This is a genomic window from Streptomyces sp. NPDC030183, from assembly GCF_055573455.1.
Genome location: NZ_JBVIBK010000022.1, coordinates 21,515 through 36,024, shown reverse-complemented (window position 1 = coordinate 36,024; position 14,510 = coordinate 21,515). Strand labels below are relative to the sequence as shown.

The following is a 14,510-nucleotide window of genomic DNA, read 5'->3' as shown; positions in this document are numbered from 1 at the left end:
CGTCCGAGTATCCGCCCGAGCGGTTATGCGGTGAACAGTTGCGTGGCTTTTCGTATGAGTTCGTACAGTCCGTAGGCGAGCGGTACGCCCACCCACAGCCAGGCGAGGACGATCAGCGGGCGCCGGTCAGGCTGAGTCGGGTTGCTGTCGCTGGACGGCATCGGTGGCCTCCCTCGGGGCGGGGATGTGGAAGCGGGGGTGGACGGGCCGGACCAGTTCGTTGGCGGCGAAGCCGACGACGAGCAGGCCGATCATGATGAAGAAGGACATGCCGTAGAGGTCGGGGCCGCTCTTGCCCGCCTCCTCCTGGCGGTCGGCGATCCAGTTGACGATCAGCGGGCCGAGGACACCGGCGGTGGACCAGGCGGTGAGCAGCCGGCCGTGGATGGCGCCGACCTGGTAGGTGCCGAAGAGGTCCTTCAGATAGGCGGGGATCGTGGCGAAGCCACCGCCGTAGAAGGAGAGGATCACCAGCGCGCAGACGACGAACAGCGGCTTGGAGGAGTCGCCGAACTGCGCGATGAGCAGGTACATCAGGGCGCCGACGCCGAGGTAGACGCGGTAGATGTTCTTGCGTCCGATCAGGTCGGAGGTCGACGACCAGGTGATGCGGCCCGCCATGTTGGCCGCCGACAGCAGCGCCACGAAGCCGGCCGCCGCGCCGGCCGAGACCGGGGTGGAGGACTCGGCGAAGAAGTCCGTGATCATCGGGGCGGCCTTCTCCAGGATGCCGATGCCGGCGGACACGTTCATGCAGAGGATGACCCACAGGCACCAGAACTGCGGGGTGCGGATGGCGTTGCGGGCCGAGACCTGCGGACCCTCGAAGGCGCTCGGCCCGCTCTCCGCGGACTTCCGGCCGCTCTCGGCGGACCTCAAGCCCCGCGGCACCCGGACGAGCAGCACGCCGAGGGTCATGAACACCGCGTAGGACAGTCCGTGGACGAGGAAGGCGACGGCGATCCCGGAGGAGTCGGCGCCGAAGGTCTCCAGCATCCGCGCGGACCACGGCGAGGCGATCAGCGCGCCGCCCCCGAAGCCCATGATGGCGATGCCGGTGGCCATGCCGGGCCTGTCCGGGAACCACTTGATCAGCGTGGAGACGGGCGAGATGTAGCCGATGCCGAGGCCTATGCCGCCGACGAAGCCGTAGCCGAACACGATCAGCCAGTACTGCTCGGTGGCCGCGCCCAGGGAGGCGATCAGGAAGCCGGAGGAGAAGCAGATCAGCGCCACGGTCATCGCCCAGCGCGGCCCGTTGCGCTCGACGAGCGTCCCGCCGAACGCGGCGGACAGGCCCAGCATGACGATGCCGAGCTGGAAGGGCAGCGCGCTCTGCGTACCGCTGAGACCGAGCGCGGATTCGAGCGGCGGCTTGAACACGCTCCAGGCGTAGGCCTGTCCGATGGAGAGATGGACGGAGAGGGCGGCGGGGGGAACGAGCCAGCGGCTCCAGCCCACGGGCGCGACGGGGGGACTCATGATCCCGGACGGTAGGGAGTGGCGGGGGAGTTGAGAAGGCGGCGCGTCGACCGTATGCGATGAACGGTATGCGGCGCGCGCCGAACGGTCGTGCGGGACAGCTCAGTCGGTGAGGTCGTCCGTCAGCACACACCCGTCCACCTGCGCGGGCGCGGTGCTCATGTCGCCGACGGGCTCGAAGTCCGGGTTGCAGTTGAGGACCAGCAGGAACGACGCGGACCGTTGCCGCACGGTGTCGGGGTCCGACGCGATCACGGCGGAGTCCCTGGAGTTCACCCTCGACGGGCAGGAGACGAGGGTCCCCGAGGGCTCGACGCTCCTGGACGCCTGCCGGGCCGCCGGCAAGGACATCCCGACGCTCTGCCACGGCGACACCCTCACCCCGAAGAACGCCTGCCGGGTCTGCGTGGTGGAGGTCGAGGGGTCCAGGACGCTCGTCCCGGCCTGCTCCCGCGAGGCGGAGCCCGGCATGGAGGTGCGGACCGGCACCGAGCGGGCCCGGCATGGAGGCGCGGTTGCGGGCGGCCGGCACCTGGGACGAGTCGGCGCGGACGGAGACGACCACGGTGTGCGCGTACTGCGGAGTGGGCTGCGACCTCACGCTCCATGTGCAGGACAATGAGATCGTGAAGGTCACCTCGCCGCACGACAACCCGGTGACCCACGGCAATCCGTGCATCAAGGGCCGTTTCGGCTACCAGCACGTACAGAACCGGGACTGATCGGCACCGGTCGGGACAGGGGCAGGACATGGGACGAGTCACGGAACGACGCAAGGTGATCCGCATCCGGGACGGCGCGGTCTCCTCGCGTCCGGACACGCTCGTCGCCGAGGAGCCACTGGAGATCCGCCTCAACGGCAAGCCCCTCGCGATCACCATGCGCACCCCCGGCGACGACTTCGCGCTCGCCGCCGGGTTCCTGGTCAGCGAGGGCGTCCTCGCCGAGCGGTCCGACCTGCAGAACATCGTGTACTGCGCGGGCGCCACGGCCGACGGCTCCAACACGTACAACGTGGTCGACGTGCGGACGACCTCCGGGGTGGTGATCCCCGACATCACCCTCGAACGCAACGTCTACACCACGTCGTCCTGCGGGCTGTGCGGCAAGGCGTCCCTGGACGCGGTCCGTACGACGGCCCGCTGGCCCGTCGACGACACCCACGGCGGTGACGCTCCCCCGGTCCGCCTCGACCCCGAGCTCCTCGCGAGCCTCCCCGACCGGCTGCGGGCGGCCCAGCGGGTCTTCGACCGGACCGGGGGCCTGCACGCGGCGGCCCTGTTCACCGAGGACGGCGAGCTGCTCGACGTACGGGAGGACGTGGGCCGGCACAACGCGGTGGACAAGCTGGTCGGGCGGGCGCTCCAGAGCGGGTCGCTGCCGCTGTCCCGGGCCGTGCTGCTGGTGTCGGGGCGGGCCTCCTTCGAGCTGGCGCAGAAGGCGGTGATGGCCGGGATCCCCGTCCTCGCGGCGGTGTCGGCGCCGTCGTCGCTGGCGGTGGACCTGGCGGCCGAGACGGGGCTGACCCTCGTCGGCTTCCTGCGGGGAGCCTCCATGAACGTGTACGCGGGTGAACACCGGATCGCCCTGCGGGCGGCCACGGCCCCCCAGGGCGGCTGACCGGCTCCCCCGCGGCACGGCGGCGGAGCCCCACCGGCGGGGAGCGCCCCCTGCGCCGGGGGCTCCGCCGGTTCAGCCGCCGGGTACGCGTCGTCGGACCGCTGGTGCGTTGCCGGGTGCGGGTTCGTTCCTGGCTGGTCGCGCAGTTCCCCGCGCCCCTGGAGGGACGGGCCTGCGGCCCGCCCTCCCCCCCCGGAAGGGTTGGGCCCGCGGCCCACCCTCCCGGTGAAAAGCACGGGGCGCAGCCCCGGTCGCTTTTCAGGGGCGCGGGGAACTGCGCGAGGAACCGCGACGAACCCGCACCCGCCAAAACACCCGCGCCCCCGAGCTACTGGGCGCCCGCTGACACACCGCCCGCACGGTTCTTGTCGGCCCCCTCAACCCCCCGTACCGTCGGTGGCCGGACCTCGGACATGGGACGTCCGACGTCCCCCCATCCGGACGCATGAAGGGCTGGCCGCACCGTGCCGTCAAGTCTTCGCGCACGTCTCAGATCCACCCTCACCGCCCTACTCACCGCCGCACTCACCACCTCCGCGCTCCTCGCCCTCCCCCGCCCCGCCGGGGCGGAGGACCGCCCACGGACCGGCGCGACCGAGTTCGAGCAACAGGTTCTGTTCAAGGCGTCCCAGGACCCCGGCTACGCCTGCTTCCGCATCCCGGCGATCGTGCGGAGCACGGCCGGGACCCTGCTGGCCTTCGCCGAGGGACGCGTCCTTAACTGCGGGGACGCGGCCGACATAGACCTCGTGGTGAAGCGGTCCACGGACGGCGGCCGCACCTGGGGTCCGCTCCAGGTCGTCAACGAGGGCAAGGGCGACACACACGGCAACCCCGCCCCCGTTGTGGACCGGGAGACCGGCCGCATCGTCCTGGTGGAGACCTACAACACGGGCCGTACGGACAGCGCGAGTTGCGACGTGCCCTGTGACCGCACCCCGCACCTGCAGTACAGCGACGACGACGGAGTGACCTGGTCCGAGCCGCGCCCGCTCGGCGGGCAGATCCGGCCGGCCCACTGGAACTCCTGGTACGCCACCGGCCCGGTGCACGGCATCCAGCTCATCCGGGGCCGGCACGCGGGCCGGCTGGTCCTCGGGGTGAACGCCGAGACCTGGGCGGACGGCCGGGTCACCGCCAACCACGCGGCGCTCGTCACCAGCGACGACGGCGGCGAGAACTGGCGGATCGGCGCCACCGACACCTGGCCGGTCGCGACCGACGGAACGTTCCGGCAGAAGCCGTCGGAGCTGACGCTCACCGAACGCGCCGACGGCTCCGTCCTGGTGAGCGGGCGTGAGCAGGACGGCACCGCCCTCGGGCACCGCAGCCAGACGGTCAGCAGGGACGGCGGTCGCAGCTTCGCCTCCCCGTTCCGGGCGCTTCCGGACCTGTACATGCCCCAGGTGCAGGGCTCCGTGCTGCGGCTCGGCGACCGCGTGCTGCTGGCCGGGCCCGCCGACCCCGACCGCCGCCGGACGATGACGATCCGTTCCTCGTACGACGGCGGCCGTACCTGGGAGAGCGTGGACCGGGGCACGGTCGTCACCACCGACTGGTCCGGCTACTCGGACCTGGTGCGCATCGACCGGGGCGTCGGCGGCGACGATGTCGTGGGGCTGCTGTACGAGGGCGGTGCGGTCGACGCCCGGGACGAGATCCGCTTCGCCCGCTTCACGGAGGACTGGCTGAAGCCGCGCCGGGGCCCCGGCCCGACGACGCCCGACCGGGCATCCGGCGGCAGGCGGGCCGCCGTGCTCGGGGGTGCGCGGCCCACGGACGGGGCGTTCGGGGGCGCGATCGCGTTCGACGGCGCCGACGACGCCGTACGGCTGCCCTACCGGTCCCGACTGCCGCTGCACGACAGAGACTTCACCGCCTCGCTGTGGTTCCGGTACACGGCGAGCTCCGGGGAGCAGCCGATGCTGTGGATGGGCGGGGTCGGGACCACACAGCCCCAGGTGTGGGTGCGCGGCGAGCCGGCGTCGGGGAGGCTGACGGGGCTGATGACCGTGCGGGACGGGGCCGCGCCGCCCAGGAGCGTGTCGGTGCGGTCGACGGGTGCGTACAACGACGGGCGGTGGCACCACCTGGTGCTGCGGCGCGGCGGCGGGGAGCTGGCGCTGTTCGTGGACGGGACACGGTCCGCCGTCGCCGATGTCGCCGGATCGGTCAGCCGGAACTCGCCGTTCGGGGTGCACCTCGGGCAACGCGTCGACAGCCGGGTGCACTTCACCGGGGCCCTCGACGACGTGCTCGTCGTCGACCGGGCGTTGAGCGACGACGAGGTGGCCGGGCTGCGGGCCGGGGACCCGGCCGCGCGGCGCGGCGCGATCCTGTGGCTGCCCATGGACCGCGTGGACCCGGGCCACTAACGTCCCTCCCGTGCCCGACGACCCGGGAGCACGACGGCGGACGGGGGCGGGACCGGTCGTCGTCCTGGCGCTGGTCCTGGCCCTCGCGGCCGTGCTGCTCACCGTCCTCCCGGACGACGACCGGGAGGGCGGTCGTACCTGCACGGCCCGCACCGTCCGGGACTGGGCCCCGGACGAGCCGCTGACCGGGGAGTTCGCCCGCTACGGCGACGACGCGACCCGCACCGACGACTGGACCGGCGGCGACGGCACCCACTCGGTGCGCCTGCCCGACGGGCGGGTGCTGTGGCTGTTCTCCGACACCTACCTCGGCCAGGTGCACGCGCCGCCCAACCCGGTCGGCGAGTCCGTGGCCTGGCGGGACGTCGCGACGCCGCTGGTGCGCAACTCGGCGGTCGTCATGTCCCGCTCGGGCCGCCTGGAGTCCACGCTCCCGGCCCCCGTCTTCCCCGACCCGGCGCCCCAGCGGTGGCGCTGGCCGGTGGCCGCCCGGGTCGAGCCCCGCTCCCCCGGCTCCACCGAGAAGGTCGTCCGGGTGCTGCTGTGGACGCGTACGACGGGGCAGTCGCCCTGGATCTACGGGGTGCCCACCGCCACCGAGGTCGCCACGTTGTCGCTGCCCGCGCTGCGGCTGGAGGGGATCACGACCGTCCTCGACCAGGCGTCGGTCGCCGATCCCGCCCGGCGGGTGCTGTTCGGGACGACCGCCGTCGACGCGGGCGACTGGACCTACGTCTTCGGCGGCACCGACGCCCAGGCCGCCTCCCGGCCGACGTCCCACGCCTATGTCGCCCGGGTGCCGCGCGGCAGGCTCGGGGAGCCGGGGGCGTGGGAGTACTGGGACGGCTCGCGGTGGGCGGTGCGGGCGCGTCCGGGGGCGGTGCTCGGCAACGGCGGGGACAAGGGCGTGGGCAGCGCCTTCAGCGTCGTCCGGGACGGGCGTACCTATGTGCTGTTCACGATGGCCGCCGGGACCAAGGGGCTGAGGACCGTCACCGCCTACTGGGCCTGCTCCCCCACCGGGCCCTGGCACGGGCCGGCCGAGGGGTTCGGCCCGCCGCTGCCCGGGGACGGGGTCGCGGCGTACAACCCGCAGGTGCACGAGGCGGTCGGCGGCGACGGGCGGCTGGTCCTCAGCTACGACGTCAACTGGCTCGACGCGAACGCTGCGGCGGCGCAGCTGAACATCACGCGGAACGTGTCCCTGTACCGACCCCGTTTCGTGTCGCTTCGTCTCGCCGCTCCGTGACCTCCGCCTCCTCCGGGTCGTGCGAGCGGCGCTTGGCGATGACCGCGCAGACCATGAGCTGCATCTGGTGGAACAGCATCAGCGGGAGCACGGCGAGGGACGCCTCGGCGCCGAACAGGACGCTCGCCATGGGCAGTCCGGAGGCGAGGGACTTCTTGGAGCCGGCGAACTGGATGGCGATCCGGTCGGCCCGGTCGAAGCGCAGGAGCTTCGCGCCGTACCAGGTGAGCGTGAGCATCACGGCGAGGAGGACCGCCTCGACGACCAGCAGTGCGCCGAGCCGCAGCGGACTGACCTGGCTCCAGACGCCGCGCACCATGCCCTCGCTGAAGGCGACGTACACGACGAGGAGGATCGAGGCGCGGTCGACGAGGCCGAGGACCCGCTTGTGGCGGGTGACGAAGCCGCCGATCCAGCGCCGGGCGAGCTGCCCGGCGACGAACGGCACCAGCAGCTGGAGCACGATCTTCCAGACCGCGTCGGCGGAGAAGCCGCCCACGCTGCCGCCGAGCAGGCTCGCCGCGAGCAGCGGGGTGATGACGATGCCCGCGAGGGAGGAGAAGGAGCCCGCGCAGATCGCGGCGGGAACGTTTCCTCGGGCCATCGAGGTGAACGCGATCGACGACTGGATGGTCGACGGGACCAGGGTGAGGAAGAGCAGACCCGTGTAGAGGGAATGGCTCAGGAACACCGGTTCGAGGCCCCGGGCGGCCAGCCCCAGCAGCGGGAAGACGACGAACGTGCAGGCCAGGACCGTGGCATGGAGCCGCCAGTGCTTGAGGCCGTCGAGGGCCTCACGAGTGGAGAGCCGGGCGCCGTAGAGGAAGAACAGGAAGGCGATCGCGGCCGTGGACGCGCCGGAGGCGACCTCGGCGGCGGCGCCCCGCGCCGGAAGGAGCGCCGCGAGGCCCACCGTCACGAGCAACAGCAGGATGTACGGGTCGATCGGCATCCAACTCGGCCGGCGCAGGCGTTTCACGGTGCTCCACGTGCTTTCGATCGGAGGTGCGGCGGGGGCCGGAGAGCCCCTCTCCATGGTCCTCTCCCGCTCCGTGATCGGGAATCCGTCATACGGCTCTGACTGTCATCGCGTTCTATGATGACCGGAGTAGGGTGCCCCTCATGTACGACCCCACGCACCTGCGGACGTTCCTCGCCGTGGCGCAGACGCTGAGCTTCACGCAGGCGGCGCGTCGGCTGGGGCTGCGCCAGTCCACGGTCAGCCAGCATGTGCGCCGTCTGGAGGACGCGGCCGGGCGGCAGCTGTTCACACGGGACACGCACTCGGTGGAGCTGACGGAGGACGGCGAGGCGATGCTGGGGTTCGCGCGCCGGCTGCTGGAGGTGCACGAGCAGGCGACGGCGTTCTTCACCGGGACCCGGCTGCGCGGCCGGCTGCGCTTCGGCGCCTCGGAGGACTTCGTGCTGACCCGGCTGCCGGAGATCCTGGAGGGCTTCCGGCGCGACCATCCCGAGGTCGACCTGGAGCTGACGGTCGAACTGTCCGGCACGCTCCACGAGCGGCTCGCGGCGGGCAAGCTGGACCTGGTGCTGGCGAAGCGGAGGCCGCAGGACCCGCGCGGCGAGCCGGTGTGGACGGACCGGCTGGTGTGGATCGGCGCGCAGCGGCTGCGCCTGGATCCCGACCGCCCGGTGCCGCTGATCGTCTATCCGCCGCCGGGCATCACCCGGGCCCTGGCGCTGGAGGCGCTGGAGCGGGAGGGCCGGGCCTGGCGGGTGGCCTGTACCAGCGGCAGTCTCAACGGCCTCGTCGCCGCCGCCCGCGCGGGCCTCGGCGTGATGGCTCATTCGCGGCGTCTGGTGCCTCCCGGTCTGGTCCGGGTGCCCGAGCGGGCGGGGCTGCCGGAACTGGGCGAGGTCGACTTCGTCCTGGTGCACGGACGGCGCCCGGGGGCGGCGACGAGCGCGGCGGACGCGCTGGCCGCGGCGATCCTCTCCGGCGGCGACCGCCTCCGCGGCCGGGCTCGCGGAGTGTGACGGACCGGTGCCCCGCTGCGCTGGTAGGGATGCCGGTCCGTGTGTCCGGTGTCGCCGGGGCCGGACGTGAAGCGGCGCGAGCCGGCCCCGGCGACGGCGGTAATCGGGTCGTACAGATTCGGTGGAGATTACGGTGCCGAAACCTACCGCCCCGTAAGGACTTTCGTCCTCACTCTCCCCGTCTGCACACATTCGGTGTCACCCGCTCGTGCTGATCTTGCCGATTCGTCCCCTCCGATTCCCCTCCCGTCCCGGCCCCCGGTGAGGTAGCTTTCACGCGCTGTGCGGAGCGCCACGAGGAGCGGGTTTGCGCGAGTTCACCAACCCTCCGTTGGCGTCGGCGCCGCCGGTGGGCGGTCTGGCCGACGTCGTCTTCGAGTACGCCCAGGAGGACCCGACCTACATCGCGCTCGGCCGCAAGGACGAGCGGGGCGAGTGGCGCGACGTGACCTCCGCCGAGTTCCGTGACGAGGTGCTGGCGCTGGCCAAGGGCCTGCTCTCCCAGGGGGTCCGGTTCGGCGACCGGGTCGCCATCATGTGCCGCACCCGGTACGAGTGGACCCTGTTCGACTACGCCCTGTGGACCATCGGCGCCCAGGTCGTCCCCGTCTACCCGACCTCCTCCGCCGAGCAGGTCTTCTGGATGCTGTTCGACTCCCAGTGCACGGCCGCCATGGTCGAGCACGAGGACCACGCGATGACCATCGCCACGGTCATCGACCGGCTGCCGCAACTGCGCCGGCTGTGGCAGCTGGACGCGGGCGCGGTGCAGGAGCTGTACGAGTCGGGCGCGCAGCTCGACGACGAGGTGGTGCACCGGCACCGGCGGGCCGTGACCCCCGAGTCGGTCGCGACGATCATCTACACGTCCGGCACCACGGGCCGCCCCAAGGGGTGTGTCATCTCCCACGCGAACTTCATGGTCGAGGCGGACACCGTCATCGAGCGCTGGGCGCCGCTGTTCGAGTCCCGCAGGGGCCAGGAGCCGGCGACGTTGCTGTTCCTGCCGCTCGCGCACGTCTTCGGGCGGATGGTGCAGGTGGCCGGGATCCGGGGCAAGGTGAAGTTCGGGCACCAGCCGCAGCTCAGCGCGGCCGTGCTGCTGCCGGACCTGGCCGCCTTCAGGCCGACGTTCTTCCTGGCGGTGCCGTACATCTTCGAGAAGGTGTTCAACGCGAGCCGCCGCAAGGCCGAGCGGGAGGGCAGGGCGGGACCGTTCGAGAAGGCCGTCGAGGTCGCCGTGAAGTACGCGGACGCGATGGAGGCGAAAGCCTGGGGCATCGGGCCCGGACCGTCGGCGGGCCTCAGGGTGCAGCACCAGTTCTTCGACAAGGTCGTCTACGCGAAGATCCGGGAGGCCATGGGCGGCCGGATCAAGTACGCGATGTCCGGCGGCTCGGCGATGGACCGCCGGCTCGGCCTGTTCTACGCGGGCGCCGGCATCCACATCTACGAGGGGTACGGCCTGACGGAGTGCACGGCGGCGGCGACGGCGAACCCGCCCGAGCGCACCCGGTACGGCACCGTCGGCCAGCCCATCCCGGGCATGACCGTGCACATCGCCGACGACGGCGAGGTCTGGCTGCGCGGCCCCAATGTGTTCCAGGGGTACCTCAACAACGCCAAGGCCACCGACGAGGCCCTGCACGACGGCTGGCTCGCCACCGGGGACCTGGGCGCGCTCGACGAGGACGGCTACCTCACGATCACCGGGCGCAAGAAGGAGATCCTGGTGACGTCGGGCGGCAAGAGCGTCTCCCCGGCGATCCTGGAGGAGCGGGTGCGGGATCATCCGCTGGTCGCCCAGTGCGTCGTCGTCGGCAACGACCGGCCGTACATCGCCGCGCTCGTCACCCTCGACGCGGAGGCGGTCGAGCACTGGGTCCAGATGCACGGCAAGCCGAGGCTGGCACCGGCCGAGCTGGTGCGCGACCCGGAGCTGGAGACCGAGGTGCGCAGGGCCGTGGTCGCCGCCAACACCCTGGTCTCGCAGGCCGAGTCGATCCGCACGTTCCGCATACTGGCGCACCAGTTCACCGAGGAGCAGGGTCTGCTGACGCCCTCGCTGAAGCTGAAGCGGAAGGCGATCGAGAAGGCGTACGCGAAGGAGGTGGAGGCGCTGTACCGGGCGTGAGAGCGCCGCGGAAGCGTCCGCCCGCCTCGTACGCCGGGTCACACCAGCTGGTAGCCGCGCATGTTCCGCAGGAGCATGTGGCAGTTCCGCAGGGAGCCCGAGGTGTCGCCGAGAGAGCGGTAGATGCCCCACTTGGGGCGCAGCCGGTCGGCGAGGAAGGTGTCGACGCCGGTGCGGGAGACGTCGATCAGGGTGGTCGAGCCCTTCTTGAGGATCCAGCGCACCGAACCCGCCGAACCGTTGCCGACCTTGACCTGGAAGTCGACGTCGGTCCAGGAGTCGTGCAGGGGCGCCAGGTCCGTGCGGCCGACCAGGATGTCGTCGACGGGCAGCTTCAGCTCGATGGTCTGCGCGCCGTCGACCCGGCGGAGGGACTGCACGACCAGCGGGGAGGTGCCGTTGCCGGGCTGCTTCATCTGCATGATGTGGGTGAAGCTGGTGGTCGCCCGGAGCGAACTCGGCAGATACATCTGGTAGGTGACGCGCCAGGTCTGCCCCTCCGTCCAGCGGAGGAAGCCGCCGCCGGTGCGCAGGCCGGTGACCTCCTGGCGCTGCCGGTCGGTGGAGGTGTCCCGGTCGACGGTGTGCATGTCGAACCGCCAGGTGTCGCCGGTCGCGTAGATGTGCGGCGCGGCGGAGGTGTGGGAGTCGGCGCGGTCGTCCTCGACGGTCTCGAAGGCACGGAGTCCGTCCGCGCTCGCCGACGGGGACCACTTCAGTTGCCAGGAGGCGGCGTGCGCGGGGGCCGGCAGGCCGAGGGCGGCGGTCGCACCGCCGAGCGCGGCGCCGAGGAGGGTCCTGCGGGTGGGGGTCATGGCCATCCATTCACGTAGGTGACCGGAGTTCAGTGGTGTACGTCGAGCGCTGGCTAGACTCCTCGTATGACCGTGTTCGGTCAATGGTCCGGACCGATACCGTGGAATCGCCGGGTCCTTTTCCGGCCATTCTGCGATTCGGGGCGCGGGCGGACCGCTCAGGAATGCATCGCGCGCCGTGATCGTTGACGATGGGAAGCACCAACCGACGACTTTAAGGATCGAGAGCTCGTGAGCAGCAAGGTCCCCCCGATCATCCTGAACAACGGCGTCGAGATGCCCCAGCTGGGCTTCGGCGTCTGGCAGGTGCCGGACGACGAGGCCGAGCAGGCCGTCGGCACGGCGCTGGAGGCCGGCTACCGCAGCATCGACACCGCCGCGATCTACGGCAACGAGCGGGGCACCGGCAAGGCGCTCGCCGCCTCCGGCATCCCCCGCAAGGACCTCTTCGTCACCACCAAGCTCTGGAACAGCGACCAGGGCCATGACAGCACGCTCCGCGCCTTCGACGAGTCCCTGGACAAGCTCGGCCTGGAGTACGTGGACCTGTACCTGATCCACTGGCCGCTGCCGTCCCGCGGCACGTACGTCGACACCTACCGGGCGTTCGAGAAGCTGCTCGCCGACGGCCGCGCCCGGGCCATCGGCGTCTCCAACTTCCTTCCGGAGCACCTGGAGACGCTGATCGAGGCGACGGACGTCATCCCGGCGGTCAACCAGATCGAGCTGCACCCCCACCTCCAGCAGCACGCGGCCCGCGAGTACCACGCGCAGCAGGGCATCGCCACCGAGGCGTGGTCCCCGCTCGGCCAGGGCAAGGGCCTCCTGGAGGTCCCGGCGATCGTCGCCATCGCGCAGAAGCACGGCCGCACCCCGGCCCAGATCGTGCTGCGCTGGCACCTCCAGCTGGGCAACGTGGTCATCCCCAAGTCGGTGACGCCGTCCCGCATCAAGGAGAACATCGAGGTCTTCGACTTCTCCCTGGACACCGAGGACATCGCGGCGATCAGCGCGCTGAACGAGGACCGCCGCATCGGCCCCGACCCGGCCACCTTCGACATGGCCTGAGGACGGGCTGAGGCCCACCGGGGCCGACGCCGAAAGACGGGACCGCCCGCCGGAGACACTCCGGCGGGCGGTTTCGCGTGAGGGGACGCTTCCGCCGTCGTACGCGGTCAGGCGCGGGCGAGGTGGACCGTGTGAGCGGCGAGGACGAACAGATCGGGGCGGTGGTACAGGCTCGCCTTGTCGTCGGGGTCCAGGAGCCGGTCGAGCGTGGCGAGGTCGGAGGGGTCGAGATGGTCCGCGTACTCCGCGAGGGTCTCCCCGCGCCGCCGGAAGACGGTGACGGCGTGGGCGCGCGCCGCCTCCGGGACCGGGGCCGGCAGGTCCAGCAGGAAGGTGCGGGAGGTCGCGTCCCGCAGGCCGGCGGCGGTGAGCAGCCCCGGCCAGTCCTCGGTCTCCGCGACCGTGCCGGGCAGGGCGGCGCGCATCTCGCCGAACCACAGCTCCTCGACCGCGTCGAGCCGGGACTGCAGGCCGGGGCGGCCGATGCCGATGTCCCGCGGCAGGAACCGCGTGGGCAGCCCGCCCTCGACGAGCGCCAGCACCCCGCCCGGCGCCAGCCGCTCGGCGAAGGCCGCGAGGCCGGCCCGCTGGTCGCCCAGGTGGTGCAGGCTGCGGCTCGCCCACAGCACATCCACGGGATACTCCAACTCGGCCAGCCCCTCGGGCAGTTCCGCCTCCAGGGTGGCGAACCGGTCGGCCACGCCGAGGCGTTCCGCCCGGGCCCGGGCCCGCTCCAGCAGCGGACCCGAGCCGTCCACGGCGACGATCCGGGCGCCGGGGAAGGCGTCGGCGAGCAGGGTGCTCACCACTCCGGGCCCGCTGCCCGCGTCGACGACCAGTCCCGGCTCGGGCCGCCGCCCGGCCACCCAGGCGGCGGCCTGGCGGTTCAGCGGCGCGAACAGCTCCGCCTGCTCCTCCAGGTGCTCGGCCAGCTCGGCCCAGTCGACGTCGTGACCCGGCTCGTGGCGACCGTGCTCAAGGTGACCGTGCTCGTGGTGCGCATGCCCGTGGCCGTGCTGCTGGTGGTGTCCCATGACGCTGAGCCTCTCTTCCGGTTGCCGCCAGCGTGTGCCGACGCGCCACCGAACGGCAACCTTCCTTGCCGTAACGGCAAACTCTGCGGGGCTCAGCCGTGGTCGGCGGCCCGGTAGACGCACACATTGACCCCGGCGTCGCTGGTGACCGTGGAGACCAGCTTCAGGGTGTGCTTGGCGCCGCCGTCGGGGAAGATCGTCTTACCGCCGCCGAGGACGACCGGCATGATCATCAGCCGCAGCTCGTCGACGAGCCCCTCGTGCAGGAGGGTGCGGGCGAGGCTGGGACTGCCCATGACCAGCAGGTCACCGCCGTCGCCCTCACGGAGCTTGCGGATGTGGGCGACCGCCTCCTCACCGGGAAGGCGGGTGGTGTTCCACGTCAGCTCGTCGTCCCCGAGGGTGCTGGAGACCACGTACTTGGGGAGCGCGTTGATCCGGTCGGCGAAGGGGTCACCGGCGCGGTCCGGCCACGCCTGGGCCATCGCCTGCCAGGTGCGGCGCCCGTACAGCAGCGCGTCGGCCGCGCGCAGCGCCTCGTCCCAGGCACCGCCGACCACCTCCGGGTCGAAGAACTCCTGCGTCCAGCCGCCGTGGGCGAAGCCGCCGTCGGTGTCCTCCTCGGGACCGCCGGGGGCCTGCACGACGCCGTCCAGGCTCATGAACTCGGTGATGACGATGCGCATGGGGTGGTCTCCTCGTCCGCTCGGGGTGTACGGCGATGAAGACCGGGGT

Annotated in this window: 13 protein-coding genes and 1 pseudogene; 7 read left to right on the top strand and 7 right to left on the bottom strand. The window is 72.0% G+C overall.

Annotated elements, in window-relative coordinates:
- Positions 1 to 23: 23 nt before the first annotated feature.
- The 3 genes from ACZ4Z2_RS25580 to ACZ4Z2_RS25570 all read right to left on the bottom strand — a co-directional run bounded on the left by ACZ4Z2_RS25580 (position 24) and on the right by ACZ4Z2_RS25570 (position 1,737).
- On the bottom strand, positions 24 to 161 hold the full coding sequence (locus ACZ4Z2_RS25580) for an MFS transporter small subunit (protein ID WP_468078985.1): 138 nt from the start codon (positions 159 to 161) through the stop codon (positions 24 to 26).
- Entirely contained in the window at positions 127 to 1,482 is a 1,356-nt protein-coding gene (locus tag ACZ4Z2_RS25575) for an OFA family MFS transporter (protein WP_468078984.1), read from the bottom strand. The genes ACZ4Z2_RS25580 and ACZ4Z2_RS25575 overlap by 35 nt, the downstream gene beginning before the upstream one ends.
- 102 nt (positions 1,483 to 1,584) lie before the next feature.
- On the bottom strand, positions 1,585 to 1,737 hold the full coding sequence (locus ACZ4Z2_RS25570) for a hypothetical protein (protein ID WP_468078983.1): 153 nt from the start codon (positions 1,735 to 1,737) through the stop codon (positions 1,585 to 1,587).
- Between the two features lie 10 nt (positions 1,738 to 1,747).
- On the opposite strand from ACZ4Z2_RS25570, the pseudogene ACZ4Z2_RS25565 reads away from it, so the two are divergent.
- From ACZ4Z2_RS25565 to ACZ4Z2_RS25550, 4 genes and pseudogenes are all read left to right on the top strand, one after another.
- A pseudogene (locus ACZ4Z2_RS25565) lies at positions 1,748 to 2,204 on the top strand (2Fe-2S iron-sulfur cluster-binding protein).
- Positions 2,205 to 2,232: 28 nt separating this feature from the next.
- The gene (gene fdhD, locus ACZ4Z2_RS25560; protein ID WP_468078982.1) at positions 2,233 to 3,102 is read left to right on the top strand and encodes a formate dehydrogenase accessory sulfurtransferase FdhD; all 870 of its coding nucleotides are present in this window, start codon (positions 2,233 to 2,235) and stop codon (positions 3,100 to 3,102) included.
- Between the two features lie 464 nt (positions 3,103 to 3,566).
- Positions 3,567 to 5,477: an exo-alpha-sialidase gene (locus ACZ4Z2_RS25555; protein WP_468078981.1), complete on the top strand. Its 1,911-nt coding sequence runs from the start codon at positions 3,567 to 3,569 to the stop codon at positions 5,475 to 5,477.
- 10 nt (positions 5,478 to 5,487) lie between these two features.
- The gene (locus ACZ4Z2_RS25550; protein WP_468078980.1) at positions 5,488 to 6,726 is read left to right on the top strand and encodes a hypothetical protein; all 1,239 of its coding nucleotides are present in this window, start codon (positions 5,488 to 5,490) and stop codon (positions 6,724 to 6,726) included.
- Here the strand turns inward: ACZ4Z2_RS25550 and ACZ4Z2_RS25545 are convergent.
- Positions 6,665 to 7,705: a bile acid:sodium symporter family protein gene (locus tag ACZ4Z2_RS25545; protein WP_468078979.1), complete on the bottom strand. Its 1,041-nt coding sequence runs from the start codon at positions 7,703 to 7,705 to the stop codon at positions 6,665 to 6,667. The two genes, ACZ4Z2_RS25550 and ACZ4Z2_RS25545, sit on opposite strands and share 62 nt — an antisense overlap.
- Before the next feature lie 143 nt (positions 7,706 to 7,848).
- On the opposite strand from ACZ4Z2_RS25545, the gene ACZ4Z2_RS25540 reads away from it, so the two are divergent.
- Together ACZ4Z2_RS25540 and ACZ4Z2_RS25535 are read left to right on the top strand one after the other, a co-directional pair.
- The gene (locus ACZ4Z2_RS25540; RefSeq protein ID WP_468078978.1) at positions 7,849 to 8,724 is read left to right on the top strand and encodes a LysR substrate-binding domain-containing protein; all 876 of its coding nucleotides are present in this window, start codon (positions 7,849 to 7,851) and stop codon (positions 8,722 to 8,724) included.
- A 307-nt stretch (positions 8,725 to 9,031) separates the two neighbouring features.
- Complete coding sequence (locus ACZ4Z2_RS25535; protein WP_468078977.1) at positions 9,032 to 10,858, top strand: AMP-dependent synthetase/ligase; 1,827 nt, start codon at positions 9,032 to 9,034, stop codon at positions 10,856 to 10,858.
- Between the two features lie 38 nt (positions 10,859 to 10,896).
- On the opposite strand, the gene ACZ4Z2_RS25530 is transcribed toward ACZ4Z2_RS25535, so the two are convergent.
- Complete coding sequence (locus ACZ4Z2_RS25530) at positions 10,897 to 11,673, bottom strand: Tat pathway signal sequence domain protein (RefSeq protein WP_468078976.1); 777 nt, start codon at positions 11,671 to 11,673, stop codon at positions 10,897 to 10,899.
- A 231-nt stretch (positions 11,674 to 11,904) separates the two neighbouring features.
- On the opposite strand from ACZ4Z2_RS25530, the gene ACZ4Z2_RS25525 reads away from it, so the two are divergent.
- Positions 11,905 to 12,741 (top strand): aldo/keto reductase, encoded by an 837-nt coding sequence (locus ACZ4Z2_RS25525; RefSeq protein ID WP_468078975.1) that lies wholly within the window; start codon positions 11,905 to 11,907, stop codon positions 12,739 to 12,741.
- Positions 12,742 to 12,848: 107 nt separating this feature from the next.
- Here ACZ4Z2_RS25525 and ACZ4Z2_RS25520 read toward each other — a convergent pair whose 3' ends face one another.
- Both ACZ4Z2_RS25520 and ACZ4Z2_RS25515 read right to left on the bottom strand, forming a co-directional pair.
- Entirely contained in the window at positions 12,849 to 13,775 is a 927-nt protein-coding gene (locus ACZ4Z2_RS25520) for a class I SAM-dependent methyltransferase (RefSeq protein ID WP_468078974.1), read from the bottom strand.
- A gap of 92 nt (positions 13,776 to 13,867) precedes the next feature.
- Positions 13,868 to 14,461, bottom strand: a complete 594-nt coding sequence (locus ACZ4Z2_RS25515; RefSeq protein ID WP_468078973.1) for a dihydrofolate reductase family protein — start codon at positions 14,459 to 14,461, stop codon at positions 13,868 to 13,870.
- Positions 14,462 to 14,510 lie beyond the last annotated feature (49 nt).